Annotated in this window: 21 protein-coding genes and 1 pseudogene; 13 read left to right on the forward strand and 9 right to left on the reverse strand. The window is 69.3% G+C overall.

Annotated features, from left to right (window positions below; all coding sequences use genetic code 11):
* A pseudogene (locus C3B61_RS20260) lies at window positions 1-118 on the reverse strand (L-ribulose-5-phosphate 4-epimerase); the annotation flags it as partial.
* Window positions 119-358: 240 nt separating this feature from the next.
* Here C3B61_RS20260 and C3B61_RS00010 point away from each other — a divergent pair.
* Window positions 359-1,414 (forward strand): LacI family DNA-binding transcriptional regulator, encoded by a 1,056-nt coding sequence (locus C3B61_RS00010; RefSeq protein WP_341866756.1) that lies wholly within the window; start codon window positions 359-361, stop codon window positions 1,412-1,414.
* Window positions 1,415-1,463: 49 nt separating this feature from the next.
* Here the strand turns inward: C3B61_RS00010 and C3B61_RS00015 are convergent, their stop codons facing one another.
* The gene (locus C3B61_RS00015) at window positions 1,464-2,219 is read right to left on the reverse strand and encodes a phosphotransferase (RefSeq protein ID WP_103459109.1); all 756 of its coding nucleotides are present in this window, start codon (window positions 2,217-2,219) and stop codon (window positions 1,464-1,466) included.
* An 83-nt stretch (window positions 2,220-2,302) separates the two neighbouring features.
* Between C3B61_RS00015 and C3B61_RS00020 the strand changes: the two genes are divergently transcribed.
* The 4 genes from C3B61_RS00020 (at window position 2,303) to C3B61_RS00035 (ending at window position 7,739) form a co-directional block, all read left to right on the forward strand.
* Window positions 2,303-3,004 carry a hypothetical protein gene (locus C3B61_RS00020; RefSeq protein WP_103478878.1) on the forward strand — a complete coding sequence of 234 codons (702 nt, stop codon included), beginning with the start codon at window positions 2,303-2,305 and terminating at the stop codon, window positions 3,002-3,004.
* Between the two features lie 124 nt (window positions 3,005-3,128).
* On the forward strand, window positions 3,129-4,883 hold the full coding sequence (locus C3B61_RS00025; RefSeq protein ID WP_103459111.1) for a pyruvate dehydrogenase: 1,755 nt from the start codon (window positions 3,129-3,131) through the stop codon (window positions 4,881-4,883).
* Between the two features lie 157 nt (window positions 4,884-5,040).
* Window positions 5,041-6,213, forward strand: a complete 1,173-nt coding sequence (locus tag C3B61_RS00030) for an AI-2E family transporter (RefSeq protein WP_241990245.1) — start codon at window positions 5,041-5,043, stop codon at window positions 6,211-6,213.
* 71 nt (window positions 6,214-6,284) lie between these two features.
* Window positions 6,285-7,739, forward strand: coding sequence for a dihydrolipoyl dehydrogenase family protein (locus C3B61_RS00035; RefSeq protein WP_103459113.1), 1,455 nt, complete (start codon window positions 6,285-6,287; stop codon window positions 7,737-7,739).
* A 104-nt stretch (window positions 7,740-7,843) separates the two neighbouring features.
* Here C3B61_RS00035 and C3B61_RS00040 read toward each other — a convergent pair whose 3' ends face one another.
* A complete protein-coding gene (locus C3B61_RS00040; RefSeq protein WP_103459114.1) occupies window positions 7,844-8,680 on the reverse strand; it encodes an alpha/beta fold hydrolase in 837 nt (278 codons plus the stop codon).
* A gap of 92 nt (window positions 8,681-8,772) precedes the next feature.
* Here C3B61_RS00040 and C3B61_RS00045 point away from each other — a divergent pair, with 92 nt between their 5' ends.
* Both C3B61_RS00045 and C3B61_RS00050 read left to right on the forward strand, forming a co-directional pair.
* Complete coding sequence (locus C3B61_RS00045) at window positions 8,773-9,336, forward strand: TetR/AcrR family transcriptional regulator (protein ID WP_103459115.1); 564 nt, start codon at window positions 8,773-8,775, stop codon at window positions 9,334-9,336.
* A 96-nt stretch (window positions 9,337-9,432) separates the two neighbouring features.
* Window positions 9,433-9,660 (forward strand): three-helix bundle dimerization domain-containing protein, encoded by a 228-nt coding sequence (locus tag C3B61_RS00050; RefSeq protein WP_088457260.1) that lies wholly within the window; start codon window positions 9,433-9,435, stop codon window positions 9,658-9,660.
* Window positions 9,661-9,667: 7 nt separating this feature from the next.
* Here the strand turns inward: C3B61_RS00050 and ppk2 are convergent, their stop codons facing one another.
* Window positions 9,668-10,525, reverse strand: coding sequence for a polyphosphate kinase 2 (ppk2, locus tag C3B61_RS00055; protein ID WP_240632267.1), 858 nt, complete (start codon window positions 10,523-10,525; stop codon window positions 9,668-9,670).
* 139 nt (window positions 10,526-10,664) lie between these two features.
* Between ppk2 and C3B61_RS00060 the strand changes: the two genes are divergently transcribed.
* From C3B61_RS00060 to C3B61_RS00070, 3 genes are all read left to right on the forward strand, one after another.
* Window positions 10,665-11,054 (forward strand): DUF6855 family protein, encoded by a 390-nt coding sequence (locus tag C3B61_RS00060; RefSeq protein WP_088457258.1) that lies wholly within the window; start codon window positions 10,665-10,667, stop codon window positions 11,052-11,054.
* Between the two features lie 74 nt (window positions 11,055-11,128).
* Entirely contained in the window at window positions 11,129-11,476 is a 348-nt protein-coding gene (locus tag C3B61_RS00065; RefSeq protein WP_103459116.1) for a DUF6412 domain-containing protein, read from the forward strand.
* A gap of 92 nt (window positions 11,477-11,568) precedes the next feature.
* Window positions 11,569-12,357 carry a YidC/Oxa1 family membrane protein insertase gene (locus C3B61_RS00070; protein ID WP_103459117.1) on the forward strand — a complete coding sequence of 263 codons (789 nt, stop codon included), beginning with the start codon at window positions 11,569-11,571 and terminating at the stop codon, window positions 12,355-12,357.
* 247 nt (window positions 12,358-12,604) lie between these two features.
* Here the strand turns inward: C3B61_RS00070 and C3B61_RS00075 are convergent, their stop codons facing one another.
* The 4 genes from C3B61_RS00075 to C3B61_RS00090 all read right to left on the reverse strand — a co-directional run bounded on the left by C3B61_RS00075 (window position 12,605) and on the right by C3B61_RS00090 (window position 15,386).
* Window positions 12,605-13,006, reverse strand: coding sequence for an SPW repeat domain-containing protein (locus tag C3B61_RS00075; RefSeq protein ID WP_088457255.1), 402 nt, complete (start codon window positions 13,004-13,006; stop codon window positions 12,605-12,607).
* Between the two features lie 110 nt (window positions 13,007-13,116).
* Window positions 13,117-13,944, reverse strand: a complete 828-nt coding sequence (locus tag C3B61_RS00080; RefSeq protein ID WP_103459118.1) for an endo alpha-1,4 polygalactosaminidase — start codon at window positions 13,942-13,944, stop codon at window positions 13,117-13,119.
* A gap of 40 nt (window positions 13,945-13,984) precedes the next feature.
* Complete coding sequence (locus C3B61_RS00085) at window positions 13,985-14,485, reverse strand: CarD family transcriptional regulator (protein WP_066597804.1); 501 nt, start codon at window positions 14,483-14,485, stop codon at window positions 13,985-13,987.
* Between the two features lie 229 nt (window positions 14,486-14,714).
* The gene (locus tag C3B61_RS00090) at window positions 14,715-15,386 is read right to left on the reverse strand and encodes a potassium channel family protein (RefSeq protein WP_088457253.1); all 672 of its coding nucleotides are present in this window, start codon (window positions 15,384-15,386) and stop codon (window positions 14,715-14,717) included.
* 180 nt (window positions 15,387-15,566) lie between these two features.
* On the opposite strand from C3B61_RS00090, the gene C3B61_RS00095 reads away from it, so the two are divergent.
* The 3 genes from C3B61_RS00095 (at window position 15,567) to C3B61_RS00105 (ending at window position 18,746) form a co-directional block, all read left to right on the forward strand.
* Window positions 15,567-16,646, forward strand: a complete 1,080-nt coding sequence (locus C3B61_RS00095) for a hypothetical protein (RefSeq protein ID WP_133160198.1) — start codon at window positions 15,567-15,569, stop codon at window positions 16,644-16,646.
* 50 nt (window positions 16,647-16,696) lie between these two features.
* Window positions 16,697-17,716 (forward strand): hypothetical protein, encoded by a 1,020-nt coding sequence (locus C3B61_RS00100; protein ID WP_133160199.1) that lies wholly within the window; start codon window positions 16,697-16,699, stop codon window positions 17,714-17,716.
* Window positions 17,717-17,783: 67 nt separating this feature from the next.
* The gene (locus tag C3B61_RS00105) at window positions 17,784-18,746 is read left to right on the forward strand and encodes a hypothetical protein (protein WP_103459121.1); all 963 of its coding nucleotides are present in this window, start codon (window positions 17,784-17,786) and stop codon (window positions 18,744-18,746) included.
* A gap of 5 nt (window positions 18,747-18,751) precedes the next feature.
* Here the strand turns inward: C3B61_RS00105 and C3B61_RS00110 are convergent, their stop codons facing one another.
* Window positions 18,752-19,393: a TetR/AcrR family transcriptional regulator gene (locus C3B61_RS00110; RefSeq protein ID WP_088457249.1), complete on the reverse strand. Its 642-nt coding sequence runs from the start codon at window positions 19,391-19,393 to the stop codon at window positions 18,752-18,754.
* Between the last annotated feature and the right edge of the window lie 73 nt (window positions 19,394-19,466).

The following is a 19,466-nucleotide window of genomic DNA, read 5'->3' on the forward strand; positions in this document are numbered from 1 at the left end:
ACACGTTACCGCCGGTCCACACCACCAAGCCATTGGCCGTCAGCTCACCGTGCAGCCGAGCGATATCCGCCCGCACACGCGCGATCGCGACCTCGATCTCGGGTTCATAGGAACTCATTTAGCATTCCACCTTCGTTGTGTTGCGCTTTGAGACAACTATCACGCGGTTGTATGTTAGCGCACTATCAGCGCTGAATGTTAGCGCACTATCACGACGGTTTCTGGTTTCCAGCGCGCAGTCGATGGGGCACGCTACCTGATGAAAAGGTGAATTTCGACCGACATCCGTCACTGGGCGAAGCACCAGAGATGCCTCGTGATAGTGCGCTCCCGCACCCCATGAGGGTATTCTTGACCGATGTCGACTTCTCCCGTGGGCCCGGTGGGCGAGAGCCAGCGCCCGGCGAACCGCAGTGTGCGCATGATCGACGTGGCCAGGCTCGCCGGAGTGTCCCAACAAACCGTGTCGCGGGTCGTGAACGGCCACAGCAATGTGGGGCCCGAGGTGCGGGAACGGGTCGAACGGGCGATCACCCAGCTGCGGTACAACCGGAATTCGGCTGCGCGCGCGTTGGCGACCAATCGTTCGATGAACCTCGGGGTGCTCAGCTATTCCCTGCCGGTGCACGGCTCGACAATGGTGCTCTTCGGCGTCGCAGAGGAGGCGCGCCGCAACGGCTACGCCACCAGCCTCGTGAGCATCTCCGATGTCGATTCGAATGACATCCGGGCGGCCGTGGACACCCTGCTCGGTGACTCCGTGGACGGGATTGTCGTGCTGGCACCGATGTCCGCCGCGGCCCCGGTACTCAACGGGTTGGACCTGGACGTGCCCATCGTCCGCTTCGAACAGGGCGCGCCGGCCAGCTCTCACGCCGTGACCATGGACGACGGGCTCGGGGCGCGACTGGCCACCCGGCATCTGCTCGACCTCGGGCATGACACCGTGTGGCATGTGGCCGGACCGCGGGGCTGGATGGCGTCGGACGCTCGTCGCGCCGGCTGGCTGGCCGAGCTGGCCGTCGCCCACCGCCCGGTGAACCCCGAGTTCTCCACGGCAGACTGGACCGTTGAATCCGGCTACCGTGCCGGACTGTTGATCGCCGAGAACCCGGCCATCACGGCGGTGCTCGCCGCGAATGACTCCATGGCCCTGGGCATCATGAAGGCCCTGACCGAACGTGGCCTGTCGGTGCCTGGCGACGTGAGCGTCGTGGGCTTCGACGACATGAGCGAGGCCAGGTATTTCCAGCCCGGACTCACCACGATCCGGCTCGACTTCGACGAGGTCGGCCGCCTCGCGGTCGACCGTCTGCTGCAGCTGATGGGTGGCGAGGCCGCGGAGACGATTCCCGCGATCGCCCCGGAGCTGATCGTGCGCGACAGCACCACGGCACCCCGCACCCGCGGCTGACGCCGAGTCCTGCAGGGGCCCGCAGTGTCGATCCCCACGAGCGACGCCATCAGACCGTATCGAGCTCACCCAACGCGGACTGAAGGGTGAGATCGACCCCGTGAGCCAGCATCCTTCGATAGGTCTCGTCGCCGCTGCTGGCCACTGAGCGGATGATGTCCCGTTGCGTCTGCACGCGTTGACGGATGAGCTCGAGCACATCGTCTGTCGTTCCGCCCCACCCGTAGACCCGGAGAATCGACTCCAAACGAGCCCGGCGCTCCCCGAATGCGGTGAATCCTTCGTCAACAACGAGCTGACGCGCGTGGAGCGGCACCCAGGAGAAGACGACCCAGGCGAGGTCTTCGGCGCTCGTGGTCGGGCCGGCCATGTCCCAGTCCACGAAACCCACGAGCCCGTGTGCATTCCAGACCGCGTTGTAGGGCGCCGCATCGTTGTGGCCGATGATCAAGCCGGGTTTCCACGTCCGGCCCTCGCGCCACCGCGACCCTGCGGGCGGGACGAAGTCGGCGACGGCGGAGTGATACCGCCTGAGCCAGTCGCCCACATCCAGGAGCGCTCCGTCGCTGTGGGTCCAGCGCGGCCACGGGCGGAGGTTGCCGACGGTCGAACCGTCGAGATAGCTGAGCACGTCGCGGCCCTGCGCGTCAGAGCCGAGCGGGCGCGGCGCTCCGACGAAACCGGTGGATGCCAGATGCTGCAGAAGGGCGTTCACGGCCGGTGTCCACGGGCCGGGAATTCGACGAATCGTGCCGTCGACCAGATGGGCACCGCCGTCAAATCCGCCAGCCAGTTTTCCGTTCACGCGGTAAGCCTCCCACGACGATGCCCCTGCCCGGAATTGCTTTTGTCCCGAGGCGCTGCGATGTTTGCCACAGGGGGATACACATGAGACTTCGTGAACTGGTGGGTCGAGGGGCCGCGCTGCCGCTCGTCGGCGCACTCGCCGTCGGCGTTCTGCTGGCCGGCTGCTCGGGGAATGCCGACGACGACCAGTTACCCGCGATGCCGTTCGACACCGTCGCCATGCCGGTCGACAGGGCGCCAACGGCCACGCCCGGACAGCACCTCGGGGTCGGCGAGATCGCCCTGCTTCCGCAGTCCAACTACAAGGGCGTGCCGGGGGACGCGATCGAGACAACCGTGTTGGGTGTCGTCGAGGGAGAACCCTCCTATTGGGACGTTTTCGACAACGGTGCGGGGTTCGCGGGGGAAACCCCGTTCTTCGCCGTGATTCAGTACCGCTGGGTCACCGGCAGCGTGACCGCCTACACGACCCCGCTCCTGCGTCCGGTGCTCGACGACGGCACCGAAGGCGGCATCGTGGAGCGCGAATACATGGGCTCCCTGACGGCGAACACGATCTGCCCGTTCGAGCTCGAGCGGTTCGACCTCGACGAGGACCGGGGACCCGACGAGTACCTCGCCTGTGTGCTGTACACGGCACCCAAAGGTTCCACAGTGGTCGGGTTGGGCTGGCACAACCTGGGTGGCATGGCATTCTCGGCGCCTGATCCCGCCGTAAATCCGTTCTACCCCGCACCCGTGGTCTGGGACGTCATGCCGGTCGCGGTATCCGCGGGCGATTAGACCGACCTCGGTACGCTGACGCCCCTGGCGTTACCCCGTGAGCCAAGTCCAGCGCCGCTGAGAGTTCGCTGACTGTGCCCTCGAGGGATATCGCCGCGCCGGGCGCGCGGGGTTTACTGGACCGATGGCTCAGACCGTCGCAGACCAGATCATCGCCCAACTCGTGGACGCCGGGGTGCGCCGTATCTACGGCATCGTCGGGGACAGCCTCAACCCCGTCGTCGACGCCGTGCGTCGAACCGGCGGAGCCGCCAAGGGCGGCATCGACTGGGTGCACGTGCGCAATGAGGAGGCCGCGGCCTTCGCGGCCGGCGCCGAGGCCCAGCTCACCGGGCGCCTCGCCGTGTGCGCCGGCAGCTGCGGTCCGGGAAACCTGCACCTGATCAACGGACTCTACGACGCACACCGCAGCGGAGCGCCGGTGCTGGCCATCGCCAGCCACATCCCGACCGGTCAGATCGGAAGCGGCTTCTTCCAGGAAACCCACCCGGACCGGCTCTTCACCGAGTGCTCGCACTACCGGGAACTGGTCTCCTCCGCCGAGCAGTCGCCCAAGGTGGTCAACGCGGCCATGCGGCACGCGGTCGCCCTGGGTGGGGTATCGGTGGTCACCCTGCCCGGTGACGTCGCCGAACTCGATGCCGAGGGCGCCGTGCCCCGCTTCGTGTTGCCGGGGCGACCGACCGTGGTGCCCGCAGCGGATGACGTGCGTGCCCTGGCCGACGCGATCAACCGGGCCAAGACCGTCGCGATCTTCGCCGGGGCCGGTGTCGCGGGTGCCCACGACGCGGTGATCGCCTTCGCCGACCTCGTCGCCGCGCCCGTCGGGCACAGCCTGCGGGGCAAGGAATGGATCCAGTACGACAACCCGTTCGACGTGGGCATGACCGGGCTGCTCGGCTACGGGGCCGCGCACGCCGGCATCCACGACGCCGACCTGGTGCTGCTTCTGGGCACCGACTTCCCCTATGAGCAGTTCCTGCCCGACGGCGACACGGTGGTCATCGCCCAGGTCGACACCGACCCGTCCCACCTGGGCCGTCGGGTCAGCGTCACCCATCCGGTACACGGCGACGTGGCGGCCACGCTCGCGGCCCTCACCGAGCTGGTGACGAAGAAGACCGACCGGGCTTTCCTCGAACGCACCCTCAAGAAGCACGGGAAACTGCTCAGCTCGGTCGTCGGCACCTACACGGATGTCGACCACGGCCGCCCGATCCACCCGGAGTTCGCGGCGGCCATGCTCGATGAGCTCGTCGCCGACGACGCCATCGTCACCGCCGACACCGGCATGGGCAACGTCTGGCAGGCCCGGTACCTCACCCCCAACGGGCGTCGCCGGCTGATCGGCTCGTACCTGCACGGGTCGATGGCCAACGCGGTGCCGCAGGCGATCGGCGCCCAGAGCGCCTACCCCGACCGCCAAGTGGTCACCATCAGCGGCGACGGTGGACTGGCGATGTTGCTCGGCGAGCTCATCACCATCGCCGCGCAGCAGCTGCCGGTGAAGGTCGTGGTGTTCAACAACTCCACTCTGGGCCTGGTGAAACTGGAGATGTTCGTCGACGGGTACCCCGACTTCGGTGTCGACGTGCCCGCCGTCGACTACGCTGCCGTGGCCACCGCGCTCGGCTTCCATGCCGTGCGGGTGGAGGACCCCGCGGCGCTGCGGTCCGCGCTCACGGCCGCCTTCGCCCACGAGGGGCCCGCCCTGGTCGACATCGTCACCGACCCGCTGGCGCTGTCCCTGCCGCCGAACGTGACCGCCAAGCAGGTGAAGGGCTTCGCGCTGGCGCTGTCGAAGACCGTGCTCAACGGTGGGGTGGGTGAGGCGGTGCAGATGGCGCGGTCCAACATCCGGCACCTACCCGGGCTCTGACGCCCGCCTAACTCCGCGGGCTCACCCGAAACGGGTGACGCCGCGGCGGGCTGCGGGGGAGGACACTGTGCCTGACGCGAACCGATGCGGAAGGGACCCCATGTGGCGACGCCGATCCAGGAACCGACCCCAGAGGGACGAGGCGCACCCCCCAGGCGTGGCCAGCGACGAGCCGGTGATCGTCGGTCCGCCGGTCTCGTCGCACCGCAGCACGTCGATCCTCGTCGGTCTGGGCGGTGCCACGGTGGCGGTCTTCGGCCTGGCCGCCCTAGCCGGGATCGCGGCGCCGATCCTCCTGGCGCTGGTGCTCACCATCTGCGCCCACCCGGTGCGCCGGAGCCTGGAACGGCGCGGCGTGCCGCGGGGTCTGGCCACGGGATCCGTTGTCGCGACGGTGTTCATCGTGCTGGCGGCCTTCGTGGCGGCGCTGGGCCTGGCCCTGGGCCAATTCGCCACCCTGCTGCCCCAGTTCTCCAGCCAGATCAGCGACATCGCCACCACCATCACCGACTGGCTCGCGAGCCTCGGATTCGGCTCGGCGCAGGTGCAGGCCGTCGAGGACAGCCTTGACCCGAGCAATCTGGCTTCGGTCGTCTCCGGACTCTTCGGCAGCATCACCAACATCACGGTCGCCCTCGTGATCGTGTTGACCATGCTGATCCTGATGGCGGCGGACGCCGGCTACCTGCCCACCCTGCTCACCCAACTGCGGCCGACCCGACCCACACTGGTGGAGGCCCTGACGAACTTCGCCTCCAGCGTGCGCCGCTACATGGTGGCCACCACCCTCCTCGGCATCGTCCAAGGTGTCTTGAACGCCGTGGCGCTCGTGCTGCTCGGGGTGCCGGGCGCGTTCCTCTGGGGGCTGCTGTCATTCCTGTGCAGCTTCATCCCCAATGTGGGCTACTTCATCGCCATCATCCCGCCCACGGTGTTCGCGTTCCTCACCGGCGGCTGGGAGCTCGCGCTGCCCGTGATCGTGATCTACGCGATCGTCAACGGGGTGGTGCAGTCGATCGTGCAGCCCCGGGTGGTCGGCAACGCCGTCGCCCTCAGCCAATCCCTCACCTTCGCCTCGGTGCTGTTCTGGGCGATCGTGCTCGGTGCCATCGGCGCGATCCTGGCGATTCCGCTCACCTTGCTGATCCGAACGATCCTGGTGGATGCCGACCCCGCGGCCGCCTGGTGGCGCCCCCTGATCGGCGACCTCGATGAAACCCGCACCCTGATGAAGGTCGAGGATGCCCGCCAGCGCGCCCTGCGCAAGGCCGGCCGGGCGGCCAAGTCCAGCCAGGGCAAGCCGACCAAGGGTGTGCCAGGCCCCGCCTAGCTGCCGGTCAGGGGCTTTTCTCAGGACCCGCTGGCAGAGTCGGTGCTCCGTTCTGTTGCCAGGAGGTTCCCATGCCCGCTGATCCCACTGTCTCCTCCCCGGCCGGCTCCGCCGCGGCCACCGCACCCCGCTCGCACTACGACGTGCTGGTGATCGGCGCCGGCCCCGCCGGCACGGCCGCTGCCCTCCGCGCGGCCGAGCTGGGGGCCGGGGTCGTGGTCGTCGAGGCCGATCGCACCGGGGGCACCTGTGTGAACACCGGCTGCGTGCCCACCCGGGCGCTCGCGAAGGCGGCCAGGCTGATGCGCGAGGTGCGCACCGCCGAGACCTACGGCATCGAGGCCGTCATCCAGCGATTCGACTGGCGCACCACGGCCGCCAGAGTCACCGAATCCGTCGACAGAGTACGGTCGATCAAACGCGAGGCCGAGCGGTTCAGCGCCGCCGGCATCGACCTCGTCCTCGAGGGACGGGCCCGGTTCGTCGACCCGCACACCGTGGAGCTCGACAGCGGCCGCCGCATCAGCGCCGATAACATCCTGATCTGCGTGGGCGGTCACTCACGCCGGCTGCCGATCCCCGGCGCCGACCTGGCGACGGTGCCCGAACACGTACTCACCCTGCCCGCCCTGCCCGAACGCCTCGCGGTGATCGGCGGCGGCAACACCGGCGCCCAGCTGGTGACCATTTTCAGTTCGTTCGGCTCGAGGGTGACGCTGCTCGATGTGGCACCGCGGATCCTGATGGCCTCGGACGCCGCCGTCTCCGCCGGGGTGACCACGGCGTTCCGCGAGCAGGGCACTCGGGTGGAGACCGGCATCGAGACCGTCGAGTCGCTGGTGAAGCAGCCGGATGGCTCGATCCTCCTGACCTGGCGTGCGGCCGGTGAACCGGTGTCAGGGCAGTTCGATGCCGTGATCATGGCGACCGGCTGGCCGGCGGATGTCGACGACCTGGGCCTCGCTAACGCGGGCGTGGCCACGGAGCGGTCCGCGATTCCCGTCGACCAGTACTTCCGCAGCGAGGTGTCGCACATCTTCGCCGTCGGCGACGCGAACGGCCGCGACATGCTCGTGCAGGCCGCCCAGTTCGAGGGTGAGGCCGCGGCCGAGAACGCGGTGCTGGGCACCAACCGTCGCACCCCGCACCACCTGCTGCCCGCGGGCGGGTTCACCGATCCCGACTATGCCGGGGTGGGGCTCACCGAGGAGCAGGCACGTGCCCGTGACCCGCTCTGCGTGGTGGCCACGGTGCCGTATGCGAGCCTGGACCGAGCGGTGATCGACGACAGGGAACGCGGGTTCCTGATGCTGATCTCCGACCGGCGCCGGGAGCTGATCCTCGGTGCACACGCCGTGGGCGAGAACGCCATCGAGGTGGTGCAGTCGGTGACCACGGCCATCGCCGCCGGCGTGGATGTGGCGACCCTCGCCCACGTGCGGTTCGCCTACCCCACCTACAGCGCCATCATCGGCCTCGCCGCCCGCACCCTCCTGGCTGAGGCTCCGCCCGCCCAGCGCCCCTGAGGCATGCCCCTAGGCCCAACCGTTGCCCATGCGGACAGGTGCGCCCGGTACGCCGGGCACAGTCGTCCGCACGGGCAACAGTTGCGGTGGTCGAGGGGTGCCGCCTACTTGGCCAGGAAGGCCAGCAGAACCTCGTTGACCTCGGCCGCGTGGGTCCACAGCATCCCGTGCGGGGCGCCGTCGATCTCGACGTACTCGGCCGCAGGCAGGGCCTTCGCGAAGAGCCGGCCGGTGGAGTCGATCGGCAGGATGTTGTCACTCGTGCCGTGCACGATCAGAGAGGGCACCGTGATCTTCGCCACGTCGGCACGGAAGTCGGTGATCCAGGTCAGCGGGGCCGCGGCCGCCGCGAACGATCCGGAGCCGGCGGCCACATTCCAGCTGTTCTGCAGGGCCTCGACGCTCAGTCGGCTGCCGAGGTTCTCGGCCGTGTTGTAGAAGTTCGTGTAGAACTCGGTGAAGTACGCGTAGCGGTCGGCCTTGACGGCATCGACGATGCCCTCGAAGAACTCCAGCGGCGCGGCGCCGCCCGGGTTCTCGTCGGTCTTGAGCAGGAACGGCTCGAGGGAGGCGAGGAAGACGGCCTTCGCCACCCGGTCGGACCCGTAGCTGCCCAGGTACCGACCGACCTCGCCGGTGCCCATCGAGAAGCCGACCAGGACGACGTCCCGCAGGTCGAGGGTCTCGAGCACGACGTTGAGGTCGGCGGCGAAGGTGTCGTAGTCGAACCCGACCGTGGGCTGGCTGGACTGGCCGAAGCCGCGGCGGTCGTAGGTGATCACGCGGTAGCCCGCGTCGAGGAGGGCCGCAGACTGCTTCTCCCAGGAGTGCCCGTCGAGCGGGAAGCCGTGGATCAGCACCACCGGCTGGCCGGTTCCGTGATCTTCGTAGTAGAGGTCGATGTTGGTGCTGTTCTCTGTGCCAACCGTGATGAACGACATGTCATGGTCTCCTTCGTCTGTCAGAGAACGTGCGTTCTCCGATCTGTTTGCTAGCCTAGAGAACGAACGTTCTCAATGCAAGTGAGGTTTGTGTGAACACTGTAAGTAGCCCGCGTGAAGTCGCGACCGCCGCCGCCGACCGGTTGTATTACAGCCGGGGCATCCAGGCCGTGTCGATGGACGAACTGCGCGCCGAGACCGGGCTGTCGCTGAAGAAGCTCTATGCCCTCTTCCCGTCGAAGGAGGCGATCGTGCTCGCCGTGCTGCACAGCAGGCACGAGCAGTGGTCCGCCGGCCTGGAACGCGCTGCCGCGACCGCGACGACCCCGCGCGAGCGGGTGCTGTCGATTTACGACTATCTGCTCGAGTGCTTCGTCAGCGACGACTACCGGGGCTGCGGATTCGTGAACGCCTTCGGTGAACTCGGTGCGACGGTGCCGGCCGTGGCCGAGGCCGCCCGGGCCCAGAAGGTCGGTTTCCAGGGCTACGTCGGGAAGCTGGTCGCGGCGGCCGGCGCCCCGGCCGAGCTGGCACCCATGCTGGTGTTGCTGGCCGAGGGCGCTCAGACCACCGCGGCCATCTGTGGCACCCCGGATGCCGCCAGATCGGCCCGCGCTGCCGCCGAGGCCCTGCTCGACGGGGCCCGCGCGGCCTGACCATCGTCGCGACCCGGGCGCGCACGTCCGTGCAGGGTGGGGCGTTCAGTATCTCCGAAGTTGACCCGGGTGCGGGCGTCGGCGCAAACTGATCCCGTGGACACTCAAGAACGTCAGCAGCACGAAGACCAGGCCGTCTCCCAAGTCATCGACAGGCTCGCCGAGAAGTTTCCCGATCGGCCGCGGTCGGTCATCGAAGGCGTCGTCACCGAGGAACGCCACCTGCTCGACGGCAAGCCGATCCGCGACTACGTCCCGGTGCTGATCGAGCACGGGGCCAAGGCGCGCTTGCGCGAACCCGCCCGACCCCGCACCATCGGCTGACCCCGGGTCAGCTCTTCTTCTTTTTCTTGGCCTTGGCCTCCGCGGCCAGCTCGGTGATGCGCGCCGCGTGATCGGGCACCGGGCGCGTGAGCTCGCGCGGTGGCCGCTCGTAGTCCGACGACGGCGGCCGGTGCGGGATGTGCACGGGCGGCGGCTCCATCTGCTCGTAGGGCACCATCGACAGGAAATGGCTGATCATGTTCAGGCGGGCGGCGCGCTTGTCTTCGCTTTCGACCACCCACCAGGGTGCCTCGGCGATGTCGGTGTGCACGAACATCTCGTCCTTGGCCTTCGAATAGTCCACCCACTTGGTGATCGAGAGCACATCGGTGTCCGAGAGCTTCCAGCGCCGCATCGGATCGTTCAGCCGTGACCGGAAGCGCAGTTCCTGCTCCCGATCGGACACCGAGAACCAGTACTTGAGCAGGATGATGCCGTCTTCGACGAGCATCCGTTCGAACAGGGGAGCCTGGTGCAGGAACCGGCGGTATTCATCTGGCGTGCAGTAGCCCATCACCTTCTCGACGCCCGCACGGTTGTACCAGGACCGGTCCATCAGTACGATCTCGCCCGCGGTGGGCAGATGCTCGATGTAGCGCTGGAAATACCACTGGCCGCGCTGGCGGTCGGTGGGCACCGGCAGCGCCACGATGCGCGCAATGCGCGGATTGAGGTACTCGGTGACCCGCTTGATGGCCGACCCCTTGCCGGCGGCATCACGACCCTCGAAGATCACCACGATCCGGGCGCCGGACTCGCGGACCCACTCCTGCATGGTCACGAGGTCGGACTGCAGCCGACGCAGCTCGCCCTCGTAGAGCTTCTTGTCCATGCGGGGTGTGGCGGATGCATCCTTCTTCGCCATGCGCGGGTCCTCCCTGATTCACGTGCGCTCAGCGTACTCGGTGGCGTGACGGCGCCGTGGCGTTTGGCGGCGCCCGGCCTAGGCTGGGGCCGAAGGGAGCCGGTGGGTTCCCCGCATTCGCTGACGAATGGAGACCCTGATGACCGACGGAACGCCTGCCGAGCCCTGGCAGCTCACGACCGCCCCCGGTACCTCGACGTACTCGATGTACCGCGAGGGCGACGAACTCGTCTGCCAGGTGGGCGCCACGACCCTGAAGTATCAGGCCAGGGCCATCGACGACCTGCACGCCTGGCTGGTCGAGCAGGGCGACTGGGTGCCGCTCGGCGCCAGCGACGAACAGAAGACCGCCCCGGAGGGCAGCGTCGAAGCGTGGGGCCGGTCCCCGGACAATCCGGTCGGCGGATGGTACGGCCTGCGCAAGGGCTACCGCGGTCGCTTCGGCATGTACCTGCCCCCGCTGCTCGAGCACCTGGGCCTGGCCGAGCTCACCCACGAGAAGCGCAACAATTCGATGCGGGCGCTCTGAGTCCGGCCGCGCTGAGCGCAGGCGCGCTGCATCCGGCTAGGCTGGCCGGGTCGACCGCAAGAAAGGGGCCCCGGATGCGCGTACGCACGTTGATGCCGCCGGCGTCGCCGACCGCCCGCTTGTCGGTGCTACTCGGCCTGAGCCTGGGCTCCGGGTTCGGCCTCGGTGCGCTCTCCCTCGGCGGCCGCGGCTTCGGCGAGCTGCTCGCCCTCGCGGCGCTGTTCACCCTGGCCGCCTCGGCCGTGGCCGTCACCGGCGCGGCCCAGCAGGTGCTCGCGATGCTGGTCATGGTGCTCACCGGCGCCCCCACCCCCGTCGCCCGGCCCTACCCCGAGCTGGCCTCCCAGGTCGGCCAAAGCGTTCCGGATGCGCCAGGCAAGCCTCAGCCGCGCGCCCCGGGCCGCGCCCTCCCGGTCGCCTAGGGAGCTCTCTCGCGCCGCACCCGCCGGGTGCCCCGCCGCCCTGTCGCGACCATACGGTTCCTCGTTTTCCGTATTCCGACCGGGAGTTTTCCATGGACATCTATGCCTTCGGCCCCATCGCGGCCGTGCTCGACGCGGCCTACGCCGTTCTGCACAACCTCACCCTGTTCCTCACACCGTTCGCCACCGCGAACGCGGCGGCCCTCGCCGTCATCGTGCTCACCCTCGCCCTGCGCCTGCTGCTCATCCCGGTGGGGGTGTCCCAAGCGCGCGCGCAGCAGGTGCGCCAACGCCTCGCCCCGCGGCTGACCGAGCTGCGGCGGCTGCACGGCACCAACCCGGAGCGGCTGCAACGCGAGACGGCCGCCCTCTACGCCGCCGAGAACGCCTCGCCGCTGGCCGGGTGCCTGCCCCTGCTGGTGCAGGCGCCGATCCTCTCGATCGTCTACGGCCTGTTTGTGTTGGGCACCATCAACGGGCACGACAACGCCCTTCTCGCCGGTGGCCTGTTCGGCAGTCCGCTGGGCACCAGCATCCTCACCGGTTGGGGTGCCGGACCCACCCCCACGGTGCTTCTGGTCGGCGGCGTGCTGCTCGGCGTGCTGCTGGTGGCCCAGCTGCTCAGCCGACGGCTGATGCTGGCCCAGGGAGCCGTATCCGCCGCCGCGCCCGCCCCTGGCGCGGCGTCGCCGGCCGCCCCGGGTGCGCTCTCGCCCGCCGCCCAGGCGACCATGACCGGTGTGCTCAGCTGGCTGCCGCTGATCAGCGTGGTCTTCGCGGCCTTCGTGCCGCTGGCCGCGGCGATCTACCTCACGGTGAGCGCGCTCTGGGGCGTAACCGAGCGAGCGCTGCTGTGGCGGATGCTGCGTCCGGCGCGCTAGTCCGCCGGACTAGCCCGCCGCGGTAGGGACAGTGGCGCGCCGCCGACTTGCCGCAAAACGCCCCATGCGCGCGCCCGAGGGGGCACTTTCCGGCAAGTCGAGCGCGGGTTATTCATCCACATGCCGCAAGATCCCGCTAGGGACGGTCGGATGGGGTATCTCGCGGCAACTCGACGTGTCCGGGCGCGAAAAAGCGGCAGGCGCTCCCAGTGCCGGGGGCGCCTGCCGCAGTCGAGGGCAGTGCGGGTCAGGCGACGCTGTTGGCGTGCGCCCTGGTGCCGGAGACGCTGACGCCGGGCTGGCTCTTCGAGCACAGCACGACGAGGATCACGGCGACGCCGACGACGATGTGCGGCAGCCAGGCGTTCGGCGCCTCGTCAGCGAAGCCGAACAGGAACGGCGACGCGATCAGGACGATCGATGCCAGCACGTCGAAGACGAGGTGGATCGGCATGCCGATGACCTTGATCAGGCCCAGCTCGTAGCGGGTGAACAGGCTGTAGAGGATCAGGCCGACGCCGAGGACGCGGGGGACGATGACCGCGGCGCCGCCGACCTCTTCGAACATGAAGATGGTGGGGGCGAGGATCAGGGCGATCGCAACGACGTAGTCGAGGACCGCGTGGACCTTGGTGGGAATGAATCGCATGGGGGAGCTCCTGAAGTGTGAACCGCAAGGCCCGTTGCCTCACGACACTGATTCGCCGCCGTCGGCCGGATGGTTTGGTCGCCCCACCGAACCCGGTCGGCGGAGCAGCCTCAGCAGCGTTGGTATACGTACCCCGGTGCACCGGTCACGACGAGATCGCGGTCGCGCAGGATCATCGACCGCGGCCGGTCAGGGACCGCGCAGACCGCGGCGAAGTCAACGCGCAGGTCGTCGGTGTATTCGATGGCCAGCACCCGATCGCCGTAGGCCGCCCGGTAGAGCCCGCACTCCTGCCAACGGTCGCATTCCTCGGCGACGGCGAAGTCGAACAGCTCGGCGAGGGGCTCCGCCAGGTCGGCGGCGTTCTTCTGGCCGATCGCCAGGCCCTCGTCGTGCGCGGCGGCGACCAGGATGCGTGCGAACGCGACATTGTCCTCGGCGGTGAGCAGACCGGCCGACCGGGTGTACGAGTCGAGGTTGTCGATCTCCACGGCGTCGAAGCCGGACGTCGCACAGTTCGTCAGTAGGGGGAGCAGCAGCGCGGCGAGTGCGGTGCGCTTCCCGGCGTTGCCGGTGTCGAATAGAAGCTCGTCCGGCCAATTCTCGTCGCGCACCGGCCCGCCGCCGGCTGTAAGGATCAGCTCGGGCGAATCCTCGAGTATCCGCTGGGAGTCTGCCGGCTGGGTCTGGAAACCGTTCAGGTAACACACCGAGTAGAGGCCGGCCGCGGGCTCATCGGTGCTGTCACGCACGACGATGTCCACTCCGGCTGGTGGGTCGTAGGCGCCGCCGAGCTGATAGTCGAGGCCACCGCCCACCGGCGGCGGCACCGGGCCGGATGCGGGCGACGGGCCGGACGCGCAGCCGGACAGCGCCAGGCCCACCAGCACCCCGACAACACAAACGCGCCGCCGGGCGGCAGCAGACAGGCTGCGCATCCGGCGACGCGTCAAGGTGATGAACTACAGAGGTGGTGAACTAGGCGACTTCGGCGACGCTGGCGTTCAGCACGTCGTCAAGGGTGACGAAGGCCTCTTCTTCGGTGGACTTCTGCGCGAGCGCGAGCTCGGAGACGAGAACCTGGCGGGCCTTGATGAGCATCCGCTTCTCGCCGGCGGAGACGCCGGAGATGCGGTCGCGGCGCCACAGGTCGCGAACGACCTCGCTGACGCGATAGACGCTGCCGCTGCCCATCTTCTCGGTGTTGGCCTTGTAGCGACGCGACCAGTTGCTGGGCTCTTCTTCGACATCGCTGCGGAGCACGTCGAAGACGGCCTCGACACCGGCGGCGTCGATGACGTCGCGCACGCCTACGAGCTCGGCGTTGTCGATGGGCAGGTTGATGGCCAGGTCACTCTGGTGGACGGTGAGCGTGATGTAACGCTTCTCGACACCCTTGATCGTGCGGGTCTCGACCGCGGTGATGGTTGCCGCGCCGTGGTGGGGATAGACGACGGTCTCGCCGACTTCGAAAATCATCTGATGCAGCCTCATAATTCGTTGAGCGTGGTTGACGTATCACCCGGACGGCGGCGCGGGGCGCCGGCCGTGCTCCGCCGCGGTGCTGCCACAGCCGATTCGACGCACCCAGGGCAACTCACTGGATACAACACGCGACTGAAAATGGCACAGCGGTTCGTTCAGGGTATTCGGAGAGTGTATCATTCCCGCCTCGCTGGCCCTATTCGAGTCCGCGGCCGGTTTTCGGCTACTTGTGGCGGTCCTCGAGCTCGGACACCCGCTGCACGATCCAGGACGAGAGGGTGGCCGTGAGGACACCCAGCACGGCCACGCCGCCGAGCATCAGCGCGGTGGCGATGGTGCGCCCGCGCAGGGTGACCGGAGTGAAATCGCCGTAGCCGACGGTGGTGATGGTCACGGCGGCCCACCAGAAGGAGTCACCGAACGAGGTGATGTTGGCGTCCGGGGTCGCTCGTTCGGCCTCGAGTACGGCGAGGGCGGCGATGTAGGTGACCAGGGTCGCGGCGCCGGCGAGGTAGACCAGCACCCTGGCGCGGAAGGCCGTGCCCGCAGACTGCTGGAAGACGTTGCTGTGCGCGACGACCCGCAGCAGCCGCAGTGGCCGCAGCAGCGGCAGCAACACGAAGAGCAGGTTCACCGGATGGTGCAGCACCCACTGCCAGGGGTGGTCGGCGAGGGCGATCTCCACGAGGTAGCTCACCGGGAACAGCGCCCAGCTGACCAGGATCAGCAGCCGCAGGAGGTCGGCGGTGGCGACATCCACATCGCCGATCACCGTGATCGAATAGGCGACCAGAAAGAGGATGGCTGCGATCGTGAGCGGCCAGTCCACCGCCTGTTGCCAGCGTGTCTGGCGCTGCCCGCCCCACGGGTTGGTACGGATGCCGGTCGCCATCATGCGGGCATCCTGCCACCGGCCGGTGACCCGGCCAATGGCGGCGGGGCCGCGCCGACGGTTCTACGTCGCCCGCGCGGCGATGAGGGCGCGGGTGAGCCGCTCGACCAGCGCGTAGGGCACCGGGCGTTTCAGCGGAAACCGCACGGTGTCCTTCTCGCGCCGACCGGGCAAGGCCGGCGGATGCCCGGGGCCGGATCGGTCGGATGGTGGCAGGATGTGCGCATCAATGACGGGAGTCTCGTGGCACAGGCGCGGCGTGACGATGACCCGTACGAGCGCGCCCTGACCGATCCGGACTTTCTGCGCGCCGTGACCGCGGCCCACCGGGGCCACTGGCCGGTGCTCGACGCGCTCTGGTGGTGCACGCATCCCGCCGAGGCGGCCCCGAGTGGCAGTCCCTCACCCGTCGCCCGGTTGAGCAGCCTGCAACGCCGGTTGTTCGCGGCGGATGGCGACGCGGCCGGCGACGGCGCCGTGGCCGATGCCGTGCGTGAGCTGGAAGAGGAGATCGGGGAAGAACGGGCGAACATCGGCGCGGCGCTCGCTGCAGCGCACGCGGGTCGCGAGCCGCCGGACACCGAGTCGACGGCCATCGAGCAGCCGGGCACCGAGTCGTCCGGCACCGAGCAGCCGGCCACCTGGACGCCGTTCGCCCCTCACGTCGTCGTCGGCAGCAGCAGCAGCATCGTCGGCAGCACGCCCCGGTGGGTACCTCCGCGCCGCCGCCTGCTGCTGCTGGCCGGCCTGGTCGGAGCGTTGCTGCTCGGAGCCCTCGTGGGCAGCCAGGTGACCAGCGCCAGTCGGTCCGGCGCCCCGGAACCCACCCCCACCGCAACCAGCACCCGCACCCCGACCGTGCCGGTGCTGGCGGCCCAGGTCTTCGCCCGGGTCCAGACCGGCCAAGACATCCCGCGGGTGCCGCTGCCGGGGGCCTACGACCCCGCCTCGTTCAGATATCTCGGCTCGGCGGGGTGGCGGGACGTCGATGCCAACGGCGTGACGGATTCGCCCTACTACGCCGCGCGCGGTGCGTCGAACACGATCTGCCTCGTGGCGATGCCCGAGGGCGCCGGCTATCTCACCACCTGTACCCTCGAGGCGGACTTTCCCCGGGGCGGCCTCCGCCTGTCCTGGCAGAGCAACGACGTTCTTCCGGTGGAAGAGAACGGCCGGACGGCGATGGTGATGGACATCACGGTGACTTGGATGCGGGACTCGACGATCGAGACGCGGGGCACGGGCCGGGCGCTGGTCCCCTGAAGCCGGCCGCGGGGTGTGACAGGCTGGGTGCAACAATGATGGGGGTTTCATTGGTTGAGAACGTCTACGACGACCCGTATGACCAGGCGCTGGCTGATCAGCGCTTCCTGGCGGCGGCGACCGCGGCCCATACCGGTCGGTGGAGCCTGCTCGATGCGCTCTGGTGGGAGTGGCACCCTGAAGACCCCGCCCCGAGCGGGAGCCCGTCGCCCATCCACCGGCTGCGGGAGCTGCAACGCCGGGTCTTCGCGGCGGATGGCGACGCTGCCGGCGACCACGCTGTGGCCCAGGTCGTGCGGGAGCTCGAGGCCGAGATCGTGGCCGAACGCTCGGCCGCGACGGACGCGATCACCGCCGCCCACGCTGACCTCAGGCGCCGCACGGCCGACCCGGGGCAGCCCGCCCCGACAGCCGACGGCCCGCCGCACCTTGACCCATCCGCCGACCCGACCGAGGGCACCGGCGACTCACCCGCACCGGCGACGCCCGCCGAGGTCCCGACCGGGCGCACCGCGCGCCGACGGTTGCTGCCTTCCGCGATCGTGGCCGCGGCCCTGGTCGCGGCAGCCGTGATCGGCGCGGTGTTGGGCAGCCGGCTCACCGAGGCGGCCTCGTCGCCGGCGCCGTCCGCGAGCGCCACCGCCGAGACACCCGGCAACCCGGCGGCGCTGTTCGCGCAGGAGCAGCGTCCGGAGGACATCCCCGCGCAGGCGATGTCCGCCAGCTTCGAGCCGGACTCCTTCAGATATCTGGGCTCGGCGGGGTGGGCGGAGGACCCGAACCTGGTGGGGCGGTCACCGTTCTACGCGGTGCGGGCGAGCGGCAGCCTGATCTGCCTCGTTGCGATTCCGGAGGGCAGCGGCTACCTGTCGACCTGCGCCCTCGAGTCCGAATATCCGTCGATCGGGTTGCGCCTGTCCTGGGAGAGCGCTGACTACCTCGCGCAGTTGCCGCCGGACTTCTACGTGGAGGACGAGATGGGCGACATGATCGGTGATGTCACCGTGATCTGGGGCCGCACGGGTGAGGTCACCTCGGAAATGACGCTCCGCTCGCCCACCGGCCCGTAGCCCCGCAGCGGGGTGAGCGCACCGCCGGCCCGTGTGTCAGGCTGTGCCCAGCGATGAGGGGGACCCAGTGGCACAGCACCACGACGACCTGTACGACCTGGCGCTGAACGACCCCGAATTCCTCGAGGCGGTGCGCTCTCACCACGCCGGGAGCTGGGACGTTCTCGACGCGTTGTGGTGGGCGTCGCATCCGCTCGACACGTCGCCGGGCGGCTTGCTCGCGCCGCTGGCCCGAGTGCGTGCTCTGCAACACCGGGTGTTCGCGGCGGACGCCGACGCCGCGGGCGATCATCGGGTGCACGAGGACCTGCGCAGGCTCGAGGCCGAGATCATTCGGGAGACCGGCGCCATCGATGCGGCCGTGATCGCTGCGCAGACAGGTGTCGGCGCGGCGCTCGCCGGAGCCGACAACCGGGCTGGCCCCGGAGACACCGCCGAACCCGACGCGGTCGGCGAAGCGGATGACTGGCCGGCGGCGGATGCGCCTCGTCCCGCCGCGGCGCGACGGCGGTTGTTGCTCATCGGCGGCCTCATCGCCGCGGTGCTGGTGGGCGTGATCGTCGGCGGACAGTTCTCCGCCGGCACCATGCCGGGCGGCGCGCCCGCGCCGACGCCCTCGCCCACCGCTGCCAGCACCTCACCACCCCTCGCGCTGTCGGCCTTCCAGCGGGAGCAGACGCCGGAGGACCTGCCCGCGATCCCGCTCCCCGAGGTGTTTGACCCGCCGACCCTGCGGCAACTGGGTTCGATGGGCTCGGTCGAGGCGGGATCCGTGCCGCAGCTGGTCTACTACGTCGCCCGCACGACCTCGAACATGGTCTGCCTGATTGTGGTTCCCCAGACCCTGGACTATCTGTCGACGTGCACCCTGGAGCAGGAGTTCCCGGCGACGGGGTTGCGGCTGTACTGGCGGGCGGAGGGGATCTTCTCGTCGCCGGTCGACGGCTCGCTGACGGGCCCGCTGAATACCTACCTCACCTGGCGCCCCGACGGGAGCGTGGAGGTGGGCTCAGAGGCAGCGGCCGGCTGAGGCGGCTACAGCCCCTGCTCCACCATGTCGATCACCCGGGTGATCAGGGTCTGCTTCACAGGGTCCGGCAGGGCCCGCAGCGGCCCGTCGATGAACAGTTCCGCCAGCCCGTGCACGGCAGACCAGGCCAGGAACTCCGCCGCCGGCCGGCGCTCGGCCGGCAGCAGACCCTCGGTCACCAGATCATCGAGCGCGACGGTGAGCAGCTGGAACGGGGTGAGGCCGCGCTCGCCGGCGCGCGCGGAGCTGGTGGCGCTCTCCAGGTCCGACGACGCCGAGAACGCGGTCTGGAACCGGCCGGGCTCCTCGAGGGCGAAACGCAGATACCCGGTGCCCACGGCGCGAAAGCGCAGCCGGGCCGACTCTGTCGCGTCCGTCGCGGGGATGCGCGCCTGATCGGCCTCGATGGCCCCCGCCACCAGCGCCTGGCAGCTCGAGCACACGGCATCCAACAGCGCTTGCCGGTCCGCGAAATGCCGGTACGCCGCGCTGGGGGTGACCCCGACCCGCCGGGTGGCCTCACGCAGCACCACAGCGGACGGCCCGCCCTCGCCGGCCAGGTCGACGCCGGCCTCGATGAGGGCGCGGCGCAGGTCGCCATGCCGGTACGAAGTTCGCGCCGGAGAATTGCCGAGACCCGTTGTCAACGCGCATCCGTTTCGTTACGATAAAAGCTCACATGTGCACAACGTACACATATCAGTGTAGCCATCCGACGGC

The sequence above is a fragment of the Cryobacterium zongtaii genome (assembly GCF_002909375.1).
GTDB lineage: Bacteria > Actinomycetota > Actinomycetes > Actinomycetales > Microbacteriaceae > Cryobacterium > Cryobacterium zongtaii.